The organism is Chryseobacterium sp. PET-29 (assembly GCF_025736815.1).
In the GTDB taxonomy this organism is placed as follows: domain Bacteria; phylum Bacteroidota; class Bacteroidia; order Flavobacteriales; family Weeksellaceae; genus Chryseobacterium; species Chryseobacterium nepalense.
The window spans coordinates 2754290-2770410 of record NZ_CP107053.1 but is presented as its reverse complement, the minus strand read 5'-3'; the positions used below and the strand labels follow the sequence as shown (position 1 = coordinate 2770410).

Below are 16121 nucleotides of genomic sequence, written 5' to 3'. Positions count from 1 at the left end.
CTTTGAATACAATGAAAAAAGCTGATATTAAAAATTTAAGCGCGGGTGATATTCAAAACCAATTAACTGAAGCAAAAGCTCAATATTCTAAATTGAAATTGGCTCATGCAATCAGCCCAATTGAAAACCCGATCCAAATCAGAGATTTGAGAAAAACAATCGCAAGACTAAATACTGAGTTAACTAACAAACAATAATTTCATTTTACAATGGATAGAAATTTAAGAAAAGAAAGAATCGGAGTGGTTTCCAGCAATAAAATGGAAAAAACTATTGTTGTTAGTGAAACTACGAGAGTAAAGCACCCGATGTACGGTAAATTCGTATTGAAAACGAAAAAATATACTGCACACGACGAGAACAACGAATGCGCGGAAGGAGATACAGTTTTGATCCAAGAAACTAGACCTTTGAGCAAGAACAAAAGATGGAGATTAGTAAGAATCATTGAAAAAGCTAAGTAATAATGTTACAAACAGAATCAAGATTAAAAGTTGCTGATAACACAGGTGCTAAAGAAGTATTGGTTATCAGAGTTCTGGGAGGAACCAGAAGAAGATATGCTTCAGTTGGTGATAAAATCGTTGTTACTATCAAAGATTCTACACCATCAGGAAACGCTAAAAAAGGTCAGGTATCTAAAGCTGTAGTAGTAAGAACTAAAAAAGCAGTTAGAAGAAAAGATGGTTCATACATCAAATTCGAAGACAATGCTTGTGTATTGCTAAACGCAGCGGGAGAAATGAGAGGAACCCGTGTTTTCGGACCAGTTGCTCGTGAGTTGAGAGACAAAGAATATATGAAAATCATTTCATTAGCTCCTGAAGTACTTTAATATTTAAAATTTTAAAAAAAATGTCAAAGTTAAAAATAAAAAGAGGAGATAACGTAATCATTACTACCGGTAAGAAAGATATCAAAGGTAAGACTGGTGAAGTTATTGAAGTGATCAAAAAAGAAGGAAGAGACCCTAGAGTTATCGTTGCAGGACTTAACATTGTTAAAAAACACGTTAAGCCTTCAGCTTCTAACCCTCAAGGAGGAATCACTGAGAAAGAAGCTTCTATTCATATCTCAAATGTAGCTTTAGTTGGAAAAGACGGAAAAGCGATCAAAGTAGGTTATAAAACCGAAGGAGATAAGAAAGTAAGAATCAACAAAAAAACGGGTGAAACTTTATAATTTTAAATAACACATGGAATATATAGCAAGACCCAAAAAAGCATATAAAGAAACGATTGTTCCTGCAATGATGGAAGAATTCGGATACAAATCTGTAATGCAGGTACCAAGACTTGAGAAAATTGTTTTGTCTCAAGGTTTAGGAGATGCTACAGCAGATAAGAAAATTATCGATTATGCTGTTGAAGAATTAACGAATATCACTGGTCAGAAAGCTGTAGGTACGATCTCTAAGAAAGACGAAGCTGCTTTCAAACTAAGAAAAGGTATGCCTGTAGGGGCTAAAGTTACGCTAAGAGCTAACAAAATGTATGAGTTCTTGGATAGATTAACTTCTTCTGCTTTGCCACGTATCAGAGATTTCTCTGGAATCAAAGCGGATGGTTTTGACGGTAGAGGTAACTATAACTTAGGGATCACTGAGCAGATCATTTTCCCTGAGATCGTAATCGACAAAGTGAAAAAAATCCAGGGGATGGACATCACTTTCGTTACTACTGCGAAAACAGATAAAGAAGCTAAAGCATTATTAACTCACTTCGGTTTACCATTCAAAAAGAACTAAGAAATGGCTAAAGAATCAATGAAAGCGCGTGAGCGCAAAAGAGAAGCGTTAGTAGCTAAATACGCTGATAAAAGAAAAGCTTTAAAAGAAGCAGGTGATTATGAAGGACTTCAGAAATTACCGAAAAATGCTTCTCCTGTAAGATTACACAACAGATGTAAACTAACAGGAAGACCAAGAGGATACATGAGAACGTTTGGTATTTCCAGAGTAACTTTCAGAGAAATGGCAAACAACGGTCTTATCCCGGGCGTTAAAAAAGCTAGTTGGTAATAATTACTAATTAAAAAATCGGGACAATTAAGTTGTCTGGATACTAAAGATAAAAAATATCAGACCGAAGATTTCTGAAGTCTGATATTTTACTCTTCAAGTCCTTACAATACTGATTGTTCTTTAACCAATAATTTATAAAGAAAAATGGTAACAGATCCAATTTCAGATTTCCTAACAAGAGTAAGGAACGCACAAAGCGCAGGCCACAAAGTGGTGGAAATTCCTGCATCGAAAATCAAAAAGGAGATTACTAAGATCTTATTTGATCAAGGGTATATCTTAAACTACAAGTTTGAAGATAGCGCTGTTCAGGGAACGATCAAAATCGCTTTAAAGTACGACAAGCAAACCAACAAACCAGCTATTAAGTCTATCCAAAGAGCTTCTAGACCAGGTTTGAGACAGTACAAAGGTTCAGGAGAACTTCCAAGAGTACTAAACGGTTTGGGTATTTCTATCATCTCTACTTCTAAAGGAGTAATGACTGACAAGAAAGCTAGAGAAGAGAAAGTAGGCGGTGAAGTAATCTGCTATGTTTATTAATTTTTAATCACAGGAAAATGTCAAGAATTGGTAAAGCAATTATAACAGTTCCAGCAGGAGTTACAATCACTGAAAAAGATGGTGTGGTAACTGTAAAAGGTCCTAAAGGAGAACTTTCTCAGGAGCTTACAGCAGGAATTACTATAGAACAGAAAGATGGTGAACTGAACGTAAACAGACCATCTGATGCTAAACAACACAAAGCGCTTCACGGTTTATACAGAGCGTTAATCAACAACATGATTGTTGGTGTAAATACAGGTTTCGAAAAGAAACTGGAATTAGTAGGGGTAGGATACAGAGCTTCTCACGCAGGTCAAAAACTTGAGTTGGCTTTAGGATTCTCTCACGGTATCGTATTAGAACTTCCAAGCGAAGTAAAAGTAGATACATTGACTGAAAAAGGTAAAAACCCAATTATTACTTTAACGTCTCACGACAACCAACTTCTAGGGATGGTAGCTGCAAAGATCCGTTCTTTCAGAAAGCCTGAACCATACAAAGGTAAAGGGGTAAGATTCGTAGGAGAAATTGTTAGACGTAAAGCTGGTAAATCTGCTTAATAAATTATAAGTATTATGGCATTAACTAAAGTAGAAAAAAGAATAAGAATCAAAAGAAGAGTAAGAGGAAAAATCTCTGGATCTTCTGAATTGCCAAGATTATCTGTATACAAAAGTAATAAGGAAATTTACGCTCAGTTAATCGACGATAACAGTGGAAAAACTTTGGCTTCTGCTTCTTCAAGAGAGAAAGGCGTTGAAGCTAACGGAACTAAGACTGAAGTTTCTGCTGCCGTAGGTAAGGCTATTGCTGCCAAAGCTATCGCTGCAGGAATCGAAAATATTGTATTTGATAGAAACGGATTCGTATATCACGGGAGAATCAAAGCTCTTGCGGACGGTGCGAGAGAAGGTGGACTTAAATTCTAATCATTAAATTTCGGAAATATGTTAGGACTAGATAATATAGAAAGAGTAAAACCGGGAGGATTAGAACTTAAAGATCGTCTCGTAGCTGTAAACAGAGTAACAAAAGTAACTAAAGGAGGTAGAGCTTTCGGATTTTCTGCAATTGTTGTTGTAGGGAACGAAGAAGGAGTGATCGGATACGGTTTAGGAAAATCTAAAGAGGTTGCTTCTGCAATTGCTAAGGCAGTTGAAGACGCTAAGAAAAACCTTGTGAAAGTTCCTGTAATGAACCATACGATTCCTCACCAGACTACTGCTAGATACGGAGGTGCGGATATCTTCTTAAGACCTGCTTCTCACGGTACAGGGCTTATCGCCGGTGGTGCGGTAAGAGCGGTACTGGAATCTGCTGGTATTCACGATATCCTTTCAAAATCTAAAGGATCTTCAAACCCTCACAACGTGGTGAAAGCTACTTTCAAAGCGTTATTGGATATCAGAAGACCTGAAGAAATTGCTAGAATGAGAGGAGTTTCACTAAGTAAAGTGTTTAACGGTTAATAAATAAGACAATGGCAACAATCAAAGTAAAACAAGTAAGAAGCGCTATTGGAAGAACAAAAACCCAAAAGAGAACGCTTGAAGCATTAGGATTAAAGAAACTTCACCAAGTTGTAGAACACGAAGCTACTCCTTCTATCTTAGGAATGATAGCTGCAGTTAGTCACTTACTTGAAGTTCAAAAATAATTTTTAAAATAATTTTAAAATGAATTTAAACAACATAAAGCCAGCTGCAGGATCTACTTTCAATTCAAAAAGAATTGGTAGAGGACAAGGTAGCGGAAAAGGTGGTACTTCTACAAAAGGACATAAAGGACAAAAAGCAAGAGCCGGATATTCTCAGAAAATCGGTTTCGAAGGAGGTCAGATGCCTTTACAAAGAAGATTACCTAAATTCGGTTTCAAAAACGTAAACAGAAAAGAGTTTAGAGCTATTAACCTTGATTCTATCCAGACTTTAATTGAAAATAAATCCATCACAGGAGATATTACAAAAGAAGTTTTGGTAGCAAACGGTTTGGCAACTAAAAACGAATTAGTGAAAATTATGGGTAGGGGAGAATTGAAATCTGCGGTTTCTATCTCAGCTGACAAATTCACTAAATCTGCTGAAGAGCTTATCGCTAAAGCAGGTGGAAAAGCAATTACCTTATAATAATTACTAATGAAAGAATTTATACAAACACTCAAAAATATTTGGAGTCTTAAAGAACTTAGAGATAAAATTATCTTTACTTTAGGAATTATCCTTGTGTATAGATTCGCATCTTATATCTCTCTGCCTGCAATTAACCTTGCAGAAGTGGGAGATCTCTTAGAGCATTATAAAAATCAAGGCGGTAACAAGCAAGGAGCAGGTCTCCTTGGCTTGCTTTCGTCGTTTACGGGGGGAGCTTTCAGTCACGCTTCCGTAATGGCGTTAGGTATCATGCCTTATATTTCTGCTTCTATTATTGTTCAGTTGATGGGAATGGCTATTCCTTATCTTCAGAAGCTTCAGAAAGATGGAGAGTCCGGTAGAAATACATTGAACCAGATAACTAGATGGTTAACAATTGGAGTTTGTCTTGTACAGGCACCTTCTTATTTAACTTCTATTACTCAATTATTCTTACCATATGCTCAGTTCTCATCTGCATATTATGTAGAGCCAAATTCCATCATGTTCTGGTTACCAAGTATTGTAATCTTGGTTGCCGGTTCAGTATTCGCAATGTGGTTGGGTGAAAAAATCACCGACAAAGGTATCGGAAACGGTATCTCTATCCTTATTATGGTGGGGATCCTTTCAAGATTACCGGAAGCATTCGTACAGGAAATGGCAGTTCAGAACGGAAAAGGAGGAATGGGATCAATCATGATCCTTATTGAAGTAATTTTCTGGATGTTGGTTGTTCTTTTAGCAGTGGTATTATCCGTTGCTGTGAGAAAAATCCCTATCCAGTATGTAAGCAGAGCTCAGGCAAGAGGAGGTGTAAACAGAAATCTTATGCAAGGAGCAAGACAGTGGATTCCATTGAAAGTAAACGCTGCCGGTGTAATGCCGATCATTTTCGCTCAGGCGCTGATGTTCGTTCCGGGGCTTTTAACTAAAGTAGATGAGTCAAACACTTTTCTTGCAGGTTTCAAGAATGTTTTTAGCTGGCAGTACAATGTATTGTTTGCGCTATTGATTATTATTTTCTCATTCTTCTATACTGCGATCACAATTCCGGTAAACCAAATGGCTGATGATTTGAAGAGAAATGGAGGTTTAGTACCAAAGGTAAGACCAGGAAAAGAGACCGCTGATTATTTAGATGATATTTTATCAAAAATTACCTTGCCAGGTGCAATTTTTTTATCTATCTTTGCAGTCCTTCCGGCAATTGTACACGGAAGCTTTGTTCAGACAGATGCGTTCGCCTTATTTTTCGGGGGAACGTCACTATTGATTATGGTGGGAGTAATTTTAGATACTGTTCAACAGATTAATACCTATCTGCTGAACCATCATTATGATGGCTTAATGCAGTCTAAATTATCAAGAACGACTGGATATTAATTTATGGCAAAACAAAAACATATTGAACAAGACGGCGTTATAACGGAAGCACTTTCGAACGCTCAGTTCCGTGTAGAGCTGGAAAACGGGCATGTTCTCATCGCCCATATCTCCGGCAAAATGCGTATGCACTATATTAAGTTATTACCTGGTGATAAGGTAAAATTAGAAATGTCTCCTTACGATTTGTCGAAGGGGAGGATTACATTTAGATATTAAGACAATCTGCCAAATGGAGCGTATGTTCCATTTGGCTATTGTTAAAGAAATAAATACTATCAAATGAAATCGAAGGATTCTTTTGGCAGTTAAAAAAATAAATATTTTCAAATGAAAGTAAGAGCATCAATTAAAAAAAGAAGCGCTGATTGCAAAATCGTACGCAGAAAAGGTGTACTATTCGTAATCAACAAGAAGAACCCAAAATTTAAACAAAGACAAGGCTAACATTAAATTATGGCGAGAATTTCAGGTATTGATTTACCAAAAAACAAAAGAGGTGTTATCGGTTTAACTTACATCTACGGAATTGGAAGAAGTACTTCTTCAGAAATCCTTAAAGCTGCCGGTATCAGCGAAGACAAGAAAGTCAACGAATGGAATGACGATGAATTGGCTGCAATCAGAAACTATATCTCTGAAAACGTTAAAGTAGAAGGAGAATTAAGATCTGAAGTGCAATTGAACATTAAGCGATTAATGGACATAGGATGCCAACGAGGAATACGTCACAGACTTGGATTACCTTTAAGAGGCCAGAGAACGAAAAACAACTCTAGAACCCGTAAAGGAAAGAGAAAAACTGTTGCTAACAAGAAAAAAGCTAGTAAATAATCGTTAGGAATTATGGCAAAACAAACTAAAGTAGTTAAGAAAAGAAAAGTAAAAGTTGAGGCTATTGGTGAAGCGCATATTCAGGCTTCTTTCAATAACATCATCATTTCTTTAACAAATAAAAACGGAGAGGTTATCTCTTGGGCTTCTGCCGGTAAAATGGGTTTCAGAGGTTCTAAAAAGAATACTCCATTTGCTGCTCAGATGGCAGCTGAAAATTGCTCTGCTGTAGCTCACGAAGCTGGATTAAGAAGAGTAAAGGTGTTTGTGAAAGGACCAGGTGCAGGTAGAGAATCTGCTATCAGATCTATTCACAATTCAGGAATTGAAGTTAGCGAAATCATTGATGTGACTCCTATGCCACACAATGGATGTAGACCACCAAAAAGAAGAAGAGTTTAATTTTTAGAATTTATCCATTATGGCAAGATATATTGGTCCTAAAACTAAGATTGCGAGAAAGTTTGGTGCTGCAATCTACGGAGATGACAAAAACTTCGAGAAAAGAAAAAACCAACCGCCGGGACAACACGGTCCTAACAAAAGAAGAGGTGCTAAGAAATCTGAATACGCAGTTCAGTTAGCTGAAAAGCAAAAAGCTAAATATACTTACGGTATTTTAGAAAGACAGTTTGCTAACTTATTCGACAAAGCACACAGAAGTAAAGGTGTAACAGGTGAAGTTCTATTGCAACTTTGCGAATCAAGATTGGACAACGTAGTGTACAGATTAGGTTTTGCTAAAACAAGATCTGCTGCAAGACAATTGGTTTCTCACAGACACATCACTGTGAACGGAGAAATCCTGAACATTCCTTCATATTTGGTAAAAGCAGGTGATGTAATTGCTGTAAGAGAAAAGTCTAAGTCTCTTGAAGTAGTTACCAACGCATTGGCTTCTAAAGCAAATTATGAGTGGTTACAATTCAACGATGAGAAGAAAGAAGGTACTTTCGTTTCTGCTCCTGAGAGAATCCAAATTCCGGAAGACATCAAGGAACAGCTTATCGTCGAACTTTACTCTAAATAATTTTTTAATCAAATTTTTGCTCAACCCAATAATATGGCAATTTTACAATTCATAAAACCCGATAAAGTAATTTTACTTAACTCTGATGAATTTAGAGGTCAATTTGAATTCAGACCACTAGAACCAGGTTTCGGGCTTACAATCGGTAATGCTTTGAGAAGAGTGTTGCTTTCTTCTCTGGAAGGTTATGCTATTTCATCTATCAAAATAGAAGGTGTAGAGCACGAATTTTCAACTATTCCAGGAGTAATCGAAGATGTTACCGAAATTATTCTTAACCTGAAGCAGGTAAGATTAAAAGCTACGGCAGAAAACCAGTCAAACGAGCAGGTTAATGCCAAAGTATCAGGTCAGACGGTTATTACTGCTGGTGATTTAGGAAAATCTATCAACGGATTTGAGGTTCTTAACCCGGATTTGGTGATCTGTAACCTAAACAGTGATGTAACTTTCGAAATTACTTTCAATATTGAAAAAGGTAGAGGATATGTTCCTTCTGAACAAAATAAGTCAAACAATGCACCGGTAGGTACTATTGCGATCGACTCTATTTTCACGCCAATCAAGAAAGTACAATATAGCATTGAAAATTATCGTGTAGAGCAAAAAACAGACTACGAAAAACTTGTATTAGATATAGAAACTGACGGATCTATTAGTCCTCAGAACGCTTTAACAGAAGCATCCAAGATATTAATTTATCACTTCATGCTGTTCTCTGATGAGAGAATCACGCTGGAAACGGAAGCTGTAAAAGCATCTATCCAATATGATGAGGAAACTCTTCATACAAGACAACTCCTTAAGTCTAAATTAGCAGATATGGATCTTTCTGTAAGAGCCCTTAACTGTCTGAAGGCGGCTGAAGTAGAAACTCTTGGAGAATTGGTTTCTTACAGTAAGTCTGATTTGATGAAATTCAGAAATTTTGGTAAAAAATCTTTGACAGAACTAGAAGAATTAGTGCATTCAAAAGGTCTTAACTTCGGTTTCGACGTTGCAAAATATAAGTTAGACGCTGATAAATAATTAATAATGAGACACGGTAAAAAATTCAATCACTTAGGAAGAACGGCTTCTCACAGAAGTGCTTTACTTTCTAATATGGCTTGTTCTCTAATTGAGCATAAAAGAATCAACACTACTGTTGCTAAAGCAAAAGCTTTAAGAGTATATGTTGAGCCTCTATTAACAAAAGCAAAAGAAGATACTACACACAATAGAAGAGTTGTTTTTTCATATCTTCAAAATAAAGAAGCAGTTGCTGAATTGTTCAGAACTGTAGCACCTAAAATCGCTGAGAGAAACGGTGGATACACAAGAATCATCAAAACTGGTTTCAGACCTGGTGATGCTGCTGATACTGCTCTTATCGAATTGGTAGACTTCAACGAGCTTTACAACCCTAATGCTGAAGAGAAGAAGACAACAAGAAGAAGCAGAAGATCTGCAACAGCTAAGAAAGAAGCTGTAGTAGCTGAAGCTCCTGTAGTAGAAGAAAAAGCTGCTGAGCCTACGGCTGAAGCTGCTGATTCTACAGAGGAAAAGACTGAAGAATAATATTCATTCAGATATAAAATGAAAAACCGTTCAGATTCTGAACGGTTTTTTCATTGCTTAGATTTTAGTTTTTACCAGCTCAATGATATGATTGTCCTGATCAAGAATCAGGCTGTCTCCTTTTATCGTGGCTTTCATGTCCATTTTCTCATAAACGGCCTCATTGCCTTCAGAATCAACTTTATTCAGAATGAAAGTTTTATTATTGCTTCTGATGCTCATCGTCTTTTCATTATAATTGAAGACAACCTTGGCAAGACTTCCGTCAGTTGCCTTATACACAAAGTCTGTTTTTACATATTTTTTTCCGTTAACGTCAGTTTCATACTGAATATTAGGATCTGCTTTACCGCTATCAGTCATAGATTTTTCGGTACCATCTGATTTTAATACAGCTTTATTCCCCGTTTCACTTTTTTTGCAGCTTGTAAATGATAGTGCAATGACTGTAAATGCTGCGAAAAGTCCCTTTTTCATGATGTTAATTTTTTTTAATGTGATGATTGCCAAATATTTTTAGAAATAAAATATTTTTTATTAAATTTAATAAAAACAAAAACTAAACCAACAAATGAAACTTAAATCTTTTAAAATTACCCGAAAGAGTAATTGACTTCCGTTTATTTTCTGTTGAAATTTGTACCTAAACAATCACAGACATGAGTATTTCCATAGCCATCGTAGAAGACGAAAAGAATTATAACAATGCGTTAAAGAAAGTCATCAATTATCAGGATGATATGAGAGTAATTGCCCAGTATTTTGATGGGAATGACGCGTTACATAATCTTCCCGATATTTCTCCGGATGTCGTAATGATGGATATCCAGCTGCAGGATATGCTCGGTATTGAAATTATTGAAAATCTAAAAAAAGAACTTCCGGATACTCAGTTTATCATGTGTACCAGTTTTGAAGATGATGAAAAAGTTTTTAATTCTTTAAAAGCCGGGGCAATGGGATATTTGGTAAAAGGTGAAAGCATGGAAAAGATTCTCTCTTCCATCCGGGACGTCTACAACGGTGGCGCTCCCATGAGCTTTTCCATCGCCAGAAAAGTATTAAGCCATTTCGAAAGAAAACTTCCTGAAATAAAGGGTTTCGATGAATTGACAGTGAGGGAAAAAGAAATCCTTGAGCTGCTTTCCCAAGGTCTGCTGTATAAAGAAATAGCCGATAGGAAATTCATCAGTATTGATACCGTCAAAAAACACGTCGGAAACATTTACAGAAAACTCCATGTCAATAATAAAGTGGAGGCTATTAATAAATTTAACCATTTTAAAAACTAAGAACTTATGAAAAATTTATTTAAAGTGTTTTGTATTTTAGCTGTATTAGCTATTATATGCAGTTTAGAAAGTTGTGGTGATTTAAATAAAAAAAAGAACCCTAATAATAAATTTATGCCATCTCCTGATCTTGTAAAGATTCCGGCAGAATTGGCAACAGTTATGAAAAAGAATTTTGACAGTTGTCCATATAATGTTTTGAAAAAGATTGTTACATCTCATCCAAAAGATTATTATATTACGAATGAACAATTTACAAACATATACAATAATTTTCCACAAAAATCTGAAACGTTAAAAATCCATTTTATTCAGTATCGTAAGGAGCAAAACTACAATAATAATTATCCAGAACTAATTCCTTTTGACAAACAATTATATATTGTCTATTCTTATGCAGAAAATGGCAACATTGAAAAATATCATGGAATTTTTAATCTAGAGAAAGATATTTATATCTCCCAAGAAGACTTTGAGAAAATGAAGAATAATTATAAAGAATATATAAAAAAAGAGATCGGCCGATTTAATTGTATTCCTGAACAAGAACAAACTGATTATGTAAACATTAAGAAACAAGAAATAAAAGATTATTTGATTGACGTCCAGAAATATGAGTTGTCAAATGCTGTAAAAGGAAATATTGTGAAGTTTATACTTTCTACTGTCAGCGATACGGATAAATATAAGAATTACTATCAAAAGAAAAATGACAATGCAAAGCCTGGCCAACTAACACTAATTACAGATACTTGGGCAGATAATAATAGTTCTTCTAGGATTTCATTATTGTCAGATTATGATTTAAATACTTTATGCCCTTCCAATTGTGATGCAAAATAGCTTGAATAATATCTATTACTTATCGCTTATAATAACTTTCTTTTTATCATTGTATTTAGCATATAAAAGAATAAATAAAGATCAGAATCATATTTATTTTTATTTATTTTTTACAATTTTAAATGATATTATTATTGCCAAGACACAGATAATAGGTCAAAATATCTCAATATTTATTTACACATTATTTTCTATAGGGTATTTTTTCAACGTTTATATAAGGAGATTCAAAATAGAATATATCAGATATTTAATAGTTATTTTAACAATCTGTATTTTTACGTTTGGTATTTTTAGCCAGTTTAGTAAAGGATTTCATATATTAAATATAAATTTTTTAGTCGGTCTGGCTATTTATTATATCATTTTGAGTTTATGCTGGTTTTTACAAAAAGTAATGGATTTAGACTCAGGAAGAATGTCAGAAGATTTTACATTTTGGATATCAAGCGGGATATTGTTATGGGGCTGCTTTTTCATATTTAGAGTTCTCCCGACATATCTTTTCAATTCACAAGATCCAAGATTTTTGATTATGATTCAAAATATTTTTACAGGTGTTAATATATTGACTTATTGGATCTTATTTTTAGGATTGGCTAAAATTCTTAAAAAAAATAATTGAAAAGCTATGTTGCCAACCGAAATAAAAATAATGTATATCATTGCTGTAATTTTGGTAATGATCTTTGTAACATTTATAATTTTTGTTGTTTTGATGTATAACCGAAAACAGTTTCTCTATCTCAAAGAAAAACAGCTCAAAGAATCCGAACACCAAAACCAGCTTCTCCAAAAAGAGCTTGAAAAACAAAAGCTCATCGAAAAAGAACGGGAACGGATTTCTCACGATATGCACGACGACCTCGGGGCCGGAATTTCTGCATTGAAACTGCAGGCAGAATTTTTAAAACAGCGTGCCGAAGATGAAGAACTCAAGAACGATATTGAAGAACTTTTGAAAACCTCAGAAGAAATGAATCTTTCCATGAGAGAAATGCTTTGGAGCCTGAATTCAGGGAATGATACACTGGGAAGTTTTATCGATTATGCTAAAATATATGCTCAAAACTTTCTTAAGAGAACAACAATTGTCATCATTACAGAAAGCGGAAAAATAGCTGAAGAAACAACCATTTCAACCGAACAGAGAAGAAATCTGTTCTTATGCTTGAAAGAAGCTTTGAATAACATTTATAAGCATAGTCAGGCCAGTGAGATTAAATTATCATTCACCCAAAAAGAAAAAGAATTTATCATGAAAATTTCCGACAACGGAATTGGCATTAACCATAAAAATCCGGAAGGCAATGGTCTCCGGAATATGAAAAGAAGAATGCAGGAGCAGAACGGTCATTGTGAAATTACAACTGAAAACGGAACTCATCTGTTTTTCATTATAAGTTTTTAGGATAAATTTTTTAACCGGAATATCACTTTCTATAGAATTATCTTTTTGAATAATGTTTAGAAGTAAATTTTTTAAATAACTTTGAAGTACAAATTAAAAATTAATACCCATGAAAATTTTATTCGAATATGTTCTTCCTGTAGCCATTTTTATATTCGGAATGTGGCTTGCTGTTAAAACAGATTTATTAAAAGACACACAGGTCGACAATGGATCAGAAAAAACATACAGCTTTTCAAGAAGCCAGTTGTTTTATTGGACAATGATTGTAATAATATGTTTGTGCGCCGGTATGGGAAACAATGGTAACTTTGATTTGCTTTTGAAACTGAAAGAACCTTCAATTTTACTTTTATTGGGAATAAGTGTGGGAACTGCAAGTGTAGCAACATATATTGATAACGAGATACCAAATCCTAAAAAAAATACTGATAGTAATGGTTTTATAAGAGATATATTATCAGATGCCGGCGGAATAAGCGTACACCGCTATCAGGCTTTGTTATTTAATATAATTTTCGGTTTAGTGTTTGTCTGCCAATTCATTAATAATACTACGGAGTTTCCTGTTTTTGATAATTATGCTTTAGCTTTAATGGGAACAAGTAGCGCGGGCTATTTACTCATTAAAACAAATGAAAAACAGAAAAAAACTGTTTCTGATAGCTCGGTTATCAATGTTAACACAAATACACCTGTAAAATAAAGTTCTTTATAATACATTAACTTAAAAAATTGACCATGAAAATAATTGTTGACTATTTATTAGAATGGAATATATCTTCCAAAAAAGGAAAGGTTATATTAAAGCTTAAAGACGCAGATCCTGAAATAATAGATGATCTGAACTTTCAGGAATTTTCAGCGTTGGCAATAGTGCTTGAAAAAGGAAATGCAAGATTTGATGAAACAGAAAACTCAATTTATAATGTAATGCCATGAAAATAATATTTTATCTACTCGTAATTTTGTCATGTATTTCATGTAATATAAGGCATAAAGCCACATTGAAAGAACTGGAAAATAAAGGTTCAAATTATCAGATGTCGTACGATGCTACACGCCGGGGAGCTGTCATAAGTCTTGATAATAATGGTAAGATTGATAAAATTTTATCAGAAGTTCAGCCTGATGCCGCTATAGCAACCACGACGGATATTACCAGCAACCTCACCGGCAAATTGAAAACAGGAGATAGTGTATCCGCCGAACAAATTACAAAAATAGCTGAAACATTATCCAAATTGGGAGAAAGAACAGCTCCGGTGAATATGCTCAGAGACGCCCTGTACAGATTAGAGGAGCATTGTGTGAATTTTCCTGAGCAATGCCAAGATGAAAAGTATTTTAACAGCTTTAATAAAGTTGTAGATTTAATAGTCTCATTACAGGAGAAAATTTCAGAAACAGCTGCTAATGAAGCTAGAGTGGAAGAAGCCAAAACAATGAGAGCACTTAGCCCGCAGGAGAGGGAAAAATATAATTTAAATAAATAAAAGAATAGGCCACGATATAGGTGATGATCATTCTCATTATGATTTAAATGATAACGGCTCTGTTTTTATTTCAGTTATTTTTTAATTCATATATTAACTAAAATTTAACTCTGAATAAACGTATAAATTACGTGTCATCTGCTTTTTAAAGTTAAAAATTGATTAAATTTGTCTGAACTATAAAAAAACGAACAATGAGTTACATTTCTTACATAGAAGCGAGACAAATTTTAGATTCAAGAGGAAATCCTACAGTTGAAGTAGATGTATTCACGGAAAGCGGTGCTATGGGTCGTGCTGCAGTACCTTCAGGAGCATCTACAGGAGAACATGAAGCAGTAGAACTGCGTGATGGCGGTTCAGAATATATGGGGAAGGGTGTTCTTAAAGCTGTTGAGAATGTAAGAGAAGTAATCGCGCCTGAATTGGTAGGGCTTCCTGTTTATGATCAGAATCTTATCGACCAGATTATGATCGATCTAGACGGAACAAATAATAAAGGAAACTTGGGTGCAAATGCCATCCTTGGAGTTTCTTTAGCGGCTGCGAAAGCTGCGGCTGCCGAACTGAAAATGCCTTTATACAAATATGTTGGCGGTGTAAATGCCAATACCCTTCCTGTTCCTATGATGAACGTTATCAATGGTGGTTCTCACTCAGATGCACCAATTGCATTCCAGGAATTTATGATCATGCCGGTGAAAGCAGATTCTTTCTCCCATGCATTAAGAAAAGGAACTGAAATTTTCCATAACCTAAAATCCATACTTCACTCAAGAGGCCTTTCAACTGCCGTAGGTGATGAAGGTGGTTTTGCGCCAACTTTCTCCGGAACTGAAGATGCGTTGGATACATTGCTTCAGGCCATCGAAAAAGCGGGATACAAGCCTGGTGACGACATCATGTTGGCACTGGACTGCGCTGCTTCAGAATTTTACAAAGACGGAATTTACGATTACAGAAAGTTCCAGACTCCGGATGCCGCTCAGTTTTCAAGCAGTGAGCAGGTTTCTTACCTTGCTGAACTGGCTGCGAAATACCCGATTATTTCTATCGAAGACGGTATGCAGGAAAACGACTGGGAAGGATGGAAAATGTTAACGGATAAAATCGGAGACAGAGTACAGTTAGTAGGGGACGATTTATTCGTAACAAACGTTGAAAGACTATCAAGAGGTGTTAAAGAAGGTATCGCCAACTCAATTTTGGTTAAAGTAAATCAGATTGGTTCTCTTTCTGAAACGATGGCTGCCGTACAAATGGCACAGAATAACAGATTCACATCCGTTATGTCCCACAGATCAGGGGAAACAGAGGATTCTACTATTGCTGATCTTGCAGTAGCAATGAACTGCGGACAGATTAAAACCGGATCTGCTTCAAGATCAGACAGAATGGCAAAATACAACCAGCTGCTGAGAATTGAAGAGGCACTTGGTGAAACTGCAGTATTCCCAGGATTGGATGCATTTAAAATCAAAAGATAATTAATTGAAATTATAAATAACGGCAAGCGAAATTTTTAGTTTGCCGTGTTTTGTAATAAATAGTATATTTAGAAAAAAAATAAA

At 35.2% G+C, this 16121-nt stretch carries 28 protein-coding genes; 27 read left to right on the top strand and 1 reads right to left on the bottom strand.

The features are described from left to right. Positions 1–11: 11 nt before the first annotated feature. The 20 genes from rpmC to rplQ all read left to right on the top strand — a co-directional run bounded on the left by rpmC (position 12) and on the right by rplQ (position 9508). Entirely contained in the window at positions 12–197 is a 186-nt protein-coding gene (gene rpmC, locus ODE14_RS12425; RefSeq protein ID WP_089999869.1) for a 50S ribosomal protein L29, read from the top strand. A 12-nt stretch (positions 198–209) separates the two neighbouring features. Further along, positions 210–464 (top strand): 30S ribosomal protein S17, encoded by a 255-nt coding sequence (gene rpsQ, locus ODE14_RS12420; protein WP_029297775.1) that lies wholly within the window; start codon positions 210–212, stop codon positions 462–464. A gap of 2 nt (positions 465–466) precedes the next feature. Continuing rightward, positions 467–835, top strand: coding sequence for a 50S ribosomal protein L14 (gene rplN, locus ODE14_RS12415; RefSeq protein ID WP_007839504.1), 369 nt, complete (start codon positions 467–469; stop codon positions 833–835). Between the two features lie 20 nt (positions 836–855). After that, positions 856–1182 (top strand): 50S ribosomal protein L24, encoded by a 327-nt coding sequence (rplX, locus tag ODE14_RS12410; protein WP_123852737.1) that lies wholly within the window; start codon positions 856–858, stop codon positions 1180–1182. A 13-nt stretch (positions 1183–1195) separates the two neighbouring features. After that, complete coding sequence (gene rplE, locus ODE14_RS12405; protein WP_072883928.1) at positions 1196–1747, top strand: 50S ribosomal protein L5; 552 nt, start codon at positions 1196–1198, stop codon at positions 1745–1747. Between the two features lie 3 nt (positions 1748–1750). Further along, positions 1751–2020, top strand: coding sequence for a 30S ribosomal protein S14 (gene rpsN / locus ODE14_RS12400; protein WP_027387207.1), 270 nt, complete (start codon positions 1751–1753; stop codon positions 2018–2020). 147 nt (positions 2021–2167) lie between these two features. After that, positions 2168–2566, top strand: a complete 399-nt coding sequence (gene rpsH, locus ODE14_RS12395; protein WP_116095828.1) for a 30S ribosomal protein S8 — start codon at positions 2168–2170, stop codon at positions 2564–2566. Between the two features lie 17 nt (positions 2567–2583). Continuing rightward, positions 2584–3129, top strand: coding sequence for a 50S ribosomal protein L6 (rplF, locus tag ODE14_RS12390; protein ID WP_076391864.1), 546 nt, complete (start codon positions 2584–2586; stop codon positions 3127–3129). 15 nt (positions 3130–3144) lie between these two features. After that, complete coding sequence (gene rplR / locus ODE14_RS12385) at positions 3145–3498, top strand: 50S ribosomal protein L18 (protein ID WP_169231319.1); 354 nt, start codon at positions 3145–3147, stop codon at positions 3496–3498. An 18-nt stretch (positions 3499–3516) separates the two neighbouring features. Beyond that, on the top strand, positions 3517–4038 hold the full coding sequence (gene rpsE / locus ODE14_RS12380; RefSeq protein ID WP_034712988.1) for a 30S ribosomal protein S5: 522 nt from the start codon (positions 3517–3519) through the stop codon (positions 4036–4038). An 11-nt stretch (positions 4039–4049) separates the two neighbouring features. Next, positions 4050–4226: a 50S ribosomal protein L30 gene (rpmD, locus tag ODE14_RS12375; protein ID WP_029297759.1), complete on the top strand. Its 177-nt coding sequence runs from the start codon at positions 4050–4052 to the stop codon at positions 4224–4226. 19 nt (positions 4227–4245) lie between these two features. After that, positions 4246–4695 (top strand): 50S ribosomal protein L15, encoded by a 450-nt coding sequence (gene rplO, locus ODE14_RS12370; protein ID WP_248390176.1) that lies wholly within the window; start codon positions 4246–4248, stop codon positions 4693–4695. Positions 4696–4704: 9 nt separating this feature from the next. Beyond that, on the top strand, positions 4705–6084 hold the full coding sequence (secY, locus tag ODE14_RS12365) for a preprotein translocase subunit SecY (protein ID WP_066434454.1): 1380 nt from the start codon (positions 4705–4707) through the stop codon (positions 6082–6084). 3 nt (positions 6085–6087) lie between these two features. Continuing rightward, positions 6088–6303 carry a translation initiation factor IF-1 gene (gene infA / locus ODE14_RS12360; protein ID WP_029297754.1) on the top strand — a complete coding sequence of 72 codons (216 nt, stop codon included), beginning with the start codon at positions 6088–6090 and terminating at the stop codon, positions 6301–6303. Between the two features lie 111 nt (positions 6304–6414). Further along, complete coding sequence (gene rpmJ / locus ODE14_RS12355; protein ID WP_007839480.1) at positions 6415–6531, top strand: 50S ribosomal protein L36; 117 nt, start codon at positions 6415–6417, stop codon at positions 6529–6531. A 9-nt stretch (positions 6532–6540) separates the two neighbouring features. Next, positions 6541–6918, top strand: a complete 378-nt coding sequence (gene rpsM / locus ODE14_RS12350) for a 30S ribosomal protein S13 (RefSeq protein WP_042720400.1) — start codon at positions 6541–6543, stop codon at positions 6916–6918. Between the two features lie 12 nt (positions 6919–6930). Continuing rightward, the gene (gene rpsK / locus ODE14_RS12345; RefSeq protein ID WP_002983263.1) at positions 6931–7320 is read left to right on the top strand and encodes a 30S ribosomal protein S11; all 390 of its coding nucleotides are present in this window, start codon (positions 6931–6933) and stop codon (positions 7318–7320) included. Between the two features lie 19 nt (positions 7321–7339). Further along, complete coding sequence (gene rpsD / locus ODE14_RS12340; RefSeq protein WP_169231317.1) at positions 7340–7948, top strand: 30S ribosomal protein S4; 609 nt, start codon at positions 7340–7342, stop codon at positions 7946–7948. A gap of 33 nt (positions 7949–7981) precedes the next feature. After that, the gene (locus tag ODE14_RS12335; protein WP_066434456.1) at positions 7982–8977 is read left to right on the top strand and encodes a DNA-directed RNA polymerase subunit alpha; all 996 of its coding nucleotides are present in this window, start codon (positions 7982–7984) and stop codon (positions 8975–8977) included. A 6-nt stretch (positions 8978–8983) separates the two neighbouring features. After that, complete coding sequence (rplQ, locus tag ODE14_RS12330) at positions 8984–9508, top strand: 50S ribosomal protein L17 (protein WP_248390179.1); 525 nt, start codon at positions 8984–8986, stop codon at positions 9506–9508. Between the two features lie 57 nt (positions 9509–9565). Here rplQ and ODE14_RS12325 read toward each other — a convergent pair whose 3' ends face one another. Then, complete coding sequence (locus tag ODE14_RS12325) at positions 9566–9985, bottom strand: hypothetical protein (RefSeq protein ID WP_263601658.1); 420 nt, start codon at positions 9983–9985, stop codon at positions 9566–9568. A gap of 182 nt (positions 9986–10167) precedes the next feature. Between ODE14_RS12325 and ODE14_RS12320 the strand changes: the two genes are divergently transcribed. The 7 genes from ODE14_RS12320 (at position 10168) to eno (ending at position 16037) form a co-directional block, all read left to right on the top strand. Beyond that, positions 10168–10800, top strand: a complete 633-nt coding sequence (locus tag ODE14_RS12320) for a response regulator (RefSeq protein ID WP_263601657.1) — start codon at positions 10168–10170, stop codon at positions 10798–10800. Positions 10801–10806: 6 nt separating this feature from the next. After that, on the top strand, positions 10807–11643 hold the full coding sequence (locus ODE14_RS12315) for a hypothetical protein (RefSeq protein ID WP_263601656.1): 837 nt from the start codon (positions 10807–10809) through the stop codon (positions 11641–11643). A 655-nt stretch (positions 11644–12298) separates the two neighbouring features. Continuing rightward, positions 12299–13054, top strand: a complete 756-nt coding sequence (locus tag ODE14_RS12310) for a sensor histidine kinase (protein WP_263601655.1) — start codon at positions 12299–12301, stop codon at positions 13052–13054. A gap of 109 nt (positions 13055–13163) precedes the next feature. Next, the gene (locus tag ODE14_RS12305; protein WP_263601654.1) at positions 13164–13760 is read left to right on the top strand and encodes a hypothetical protein; all 597 of its coding nucleotides are present in this window, start codon (positions 13164–13166) and stop codon (positions 13758–13760) included. 35 nt (positions 13761–13795) lie between these two features. Continuing rightward, positions 13796–13996 carry a hypothetical protein gene (locus ODE14_RS12300; RefSeq protein WP_263601653.1) on the top strand — a complete coding sequence of 67 codons (201 nt, stop codon included), beginning with the start codon at positions 13796–13798 and terminating at the stop codon, positions 13994–13996. Further along, a complete protein-coding gene (locus ODE14_RS12295) occupies positions 13993–14550 on the top strand; it encodes a hypothetical protein (protein WP_263601652.1) in 558 nt (185 codons plus the stop codon). The genes ODE14_RS12300 and ODE14_RS12295 overlap by 4 nt, the downstream gene beginning before the upstream one ends. Before the next feature lie 194 nt (positions 14551–14744). Further along, positions 14745–16037: a phosphopyruvate hydratase gene (gene eno / locus ODE14_RS12290; RefSeq protein WP_066434478.1), complete on the top strand. Its 1293-nt coding sequence runs from the start codon at positions 14745–14747 to the stop codon at positions 16035–16037. The last annotated feature ends 84 nt before the right edge of the window (positions 16038–16121 follow it).

What these genes read in the sequence shown, in the direction of transcription:
- rplQ (WP_248390179.1), top strand. Translation starts at nt 8,984, where the DNA reads ATGAGACACGGTAAAAAATTCAATCACTTAGGAAGAACGGCTTCTCAC.
- ODE14_RS12310 (WP_263601655.1), top strand. Translation starts at nt 12,299, where the DNA reads ATGTATATCATTGCTGTAATTTTGGTAATGATCTTTGTAACATTTATA.
- rpmJ (WP_007839480.1), top strand. Translation starts at nt 6,415, where the DNA reads ATGAAAGTAAGAGCATCAATTAAAAAAAGAAGCGCTGATTGCAAAATC.
- rplR (WP_169231319.1), top strand. Translation starts at nt 3,145, where the DNA reads ATGGCATTAACTAAAGTAGAAAAAAGAATAAGAATCAAAAGAAGAGTA.
- rplN (WP_007839504.1), top strand. Translation starts at nt 467, where the DNA reads ATGTTACAAACAGAATCAAGATTAAAAGTTGCTGATAACACAGGTGCT.
- rpsH (WP_116095828.1), top strand. Translation starts at nt 2,168, where the DNA reads ATGGTAACAGATCCAATTTCAGATTTCCTAACAAGAGTAAGGAACGCA.
- eno (WP_066434478.1), top strand. Translation starts at nt 14,745, where the DNA reads ATGAGTTACATTTCTTACATAGAAGCGAGACAAATTTTAGATTCAAGA.
- rpmD (WP_029297759.1), top strand. Translation starts at nt 4,050, where the DNA reads ATGGCAACAATCAAAGTAAAACAAGTAAGAAGCGCTATTGGAAGAACA.
- ODE14_RS12320 (WP_263601657.1), top strand. Translation starts at nt 10,168, where the DNA reads ATGAGTATTTCCATAGCCATCGTAGAAGACGAAAAGAATTATAACAAT.
- ODE14_RS12315 (WP_263601656.1), top strand. Translation starts at nt 10,807, where the DNA reads ATGAAAAATTTATTTAAAGTGTTTTGTATTTTAGCTGTATTAGCTATT.
- rpsQ (WP_029297775.1), top strand. Translation starts at nt 210, where the DNA reads ATGGATAGAAATTTAAGAAAAGAAAGAATCGGAGTGGTTTCCAGCAAT.
- rplO (WP_248390176.1), top strand. Translation starts at nt 4,246, where the DNA reads ATGAATTTAAACAACATAAAGCCAGCTGCAGGATCTACTTTCAATTCA.
- rpsD (WP_169231317.1), top strand. Translation starts at nt 7,340, where the DNA reads ATGGCAAGATATATTGGTCCTAAAACTAAGATTGCGAGAAAGTTTGGT.
- rpmC (WP_089999869.1), top strand. Translation starts at nt 12, where the DNA reads ATGAAAAAAGCTGATATTAAAAATTTAAGCGCGGGTGATATTCAAAAC.
- rpsM (WP_042720400.1), top strand. Translation starts at nt 6,541, where the DNA reads ATGGCGAGAATTTCAGGTATTGATTTACCAAAAAACAAAAGAGGTGTT.
- ODE14_RS12335 (WP_066434456.1), top strand. Translation starts at nt 7,982, where the DNA reads ATGGCAATTTTACAATTCATAAAACCCGATAAAGTAATTTTACTTAAC.
- ODE14_RS12305 (WP_263601654.1), top strand. Translation starts at nt 13,164, where the DNA reads ATGAAAATTTTATTCGAATATGTTCTTCCTGTAGCCATTTTTATATTC.
- ODE14_RS12300 (WP_263601653.1), top strand. Translation starts at nt 13,796, where the DNA reads ATGAAAATAATTGTTGACTATTTATTAGAATGGAATATATCTTCCAAA.
- rplE (WP_072883928.1), top strand. Translation starts at nt 1,196, where the DNA reads ATGGAATATATAGCAAGACCCAAAAAAGCATATAAAGAAACGATTGTT.
- rpsE (WP_034712988.1), top strand. Translation starts at nt 3,517, where the DNA reads ATGTTAGGACTAGATAATATAGAAAGAGTAAAACCGGGAGGATTAGAA.
- ODE14_RS12325 (WP_263601658.1), bottom strand. Translation starts at nt 9,985, where the DNA reads ATGAAAAAGGGACTTTTCGCAGCATTTACAGTCATTGCACTATCATTT.
- secY (WP_066434454.1), top strand. Translation starts at nt 4,705, where the DNA reads ATGAAAGAATTTATACAAACACTCAAAAATATTTGGAGTCTTAAAGAA.
- rplX (WP_123852737.1), top strand. Translation starts at nt 856, where the DNA reads ATGTCAAAGTTAAAAATAAAAAGAGGAGATAACGTAATCATTACTACC.
- ODE14_RS12295 (WP_263601652.1), top strand. Translation starts at nt 13,993, where the DNA reads ATGAAAATAATATTTTATCTACTCGTAATTTTGTCATGTATTTCATGT.
- rpsN (WP_027387207.1), top strand. Translation starts at nt 1,751, where the DNA reads ATGGCTAAAGAATCAATGAAAGCGCGTGAGCGCAAAAGAGAAGCGTTA.
- rpsK (WP_002983263.1), top strand. Translation starts at nt 6,931, where the DNA reads ATGGCAAAACAAACTAAAGTAGTTAAGAAAAGAAAAGTAAAAGTTGAG.
- infA (WP_029297754.1), top strand. Translation starts at nt 6,088, where the DNA reads ATGGCAAAACAAAAACATATTGAACAAGACGGCGTTATAACGGAAGCA.
- rplF (WP_076391864.1), top strand. Translation starts at nt 2,584, where the DNA reads ATGTCAAGAATTGGTAAAGCAATTATAACAGTTCCAGCAGGAGTTACA.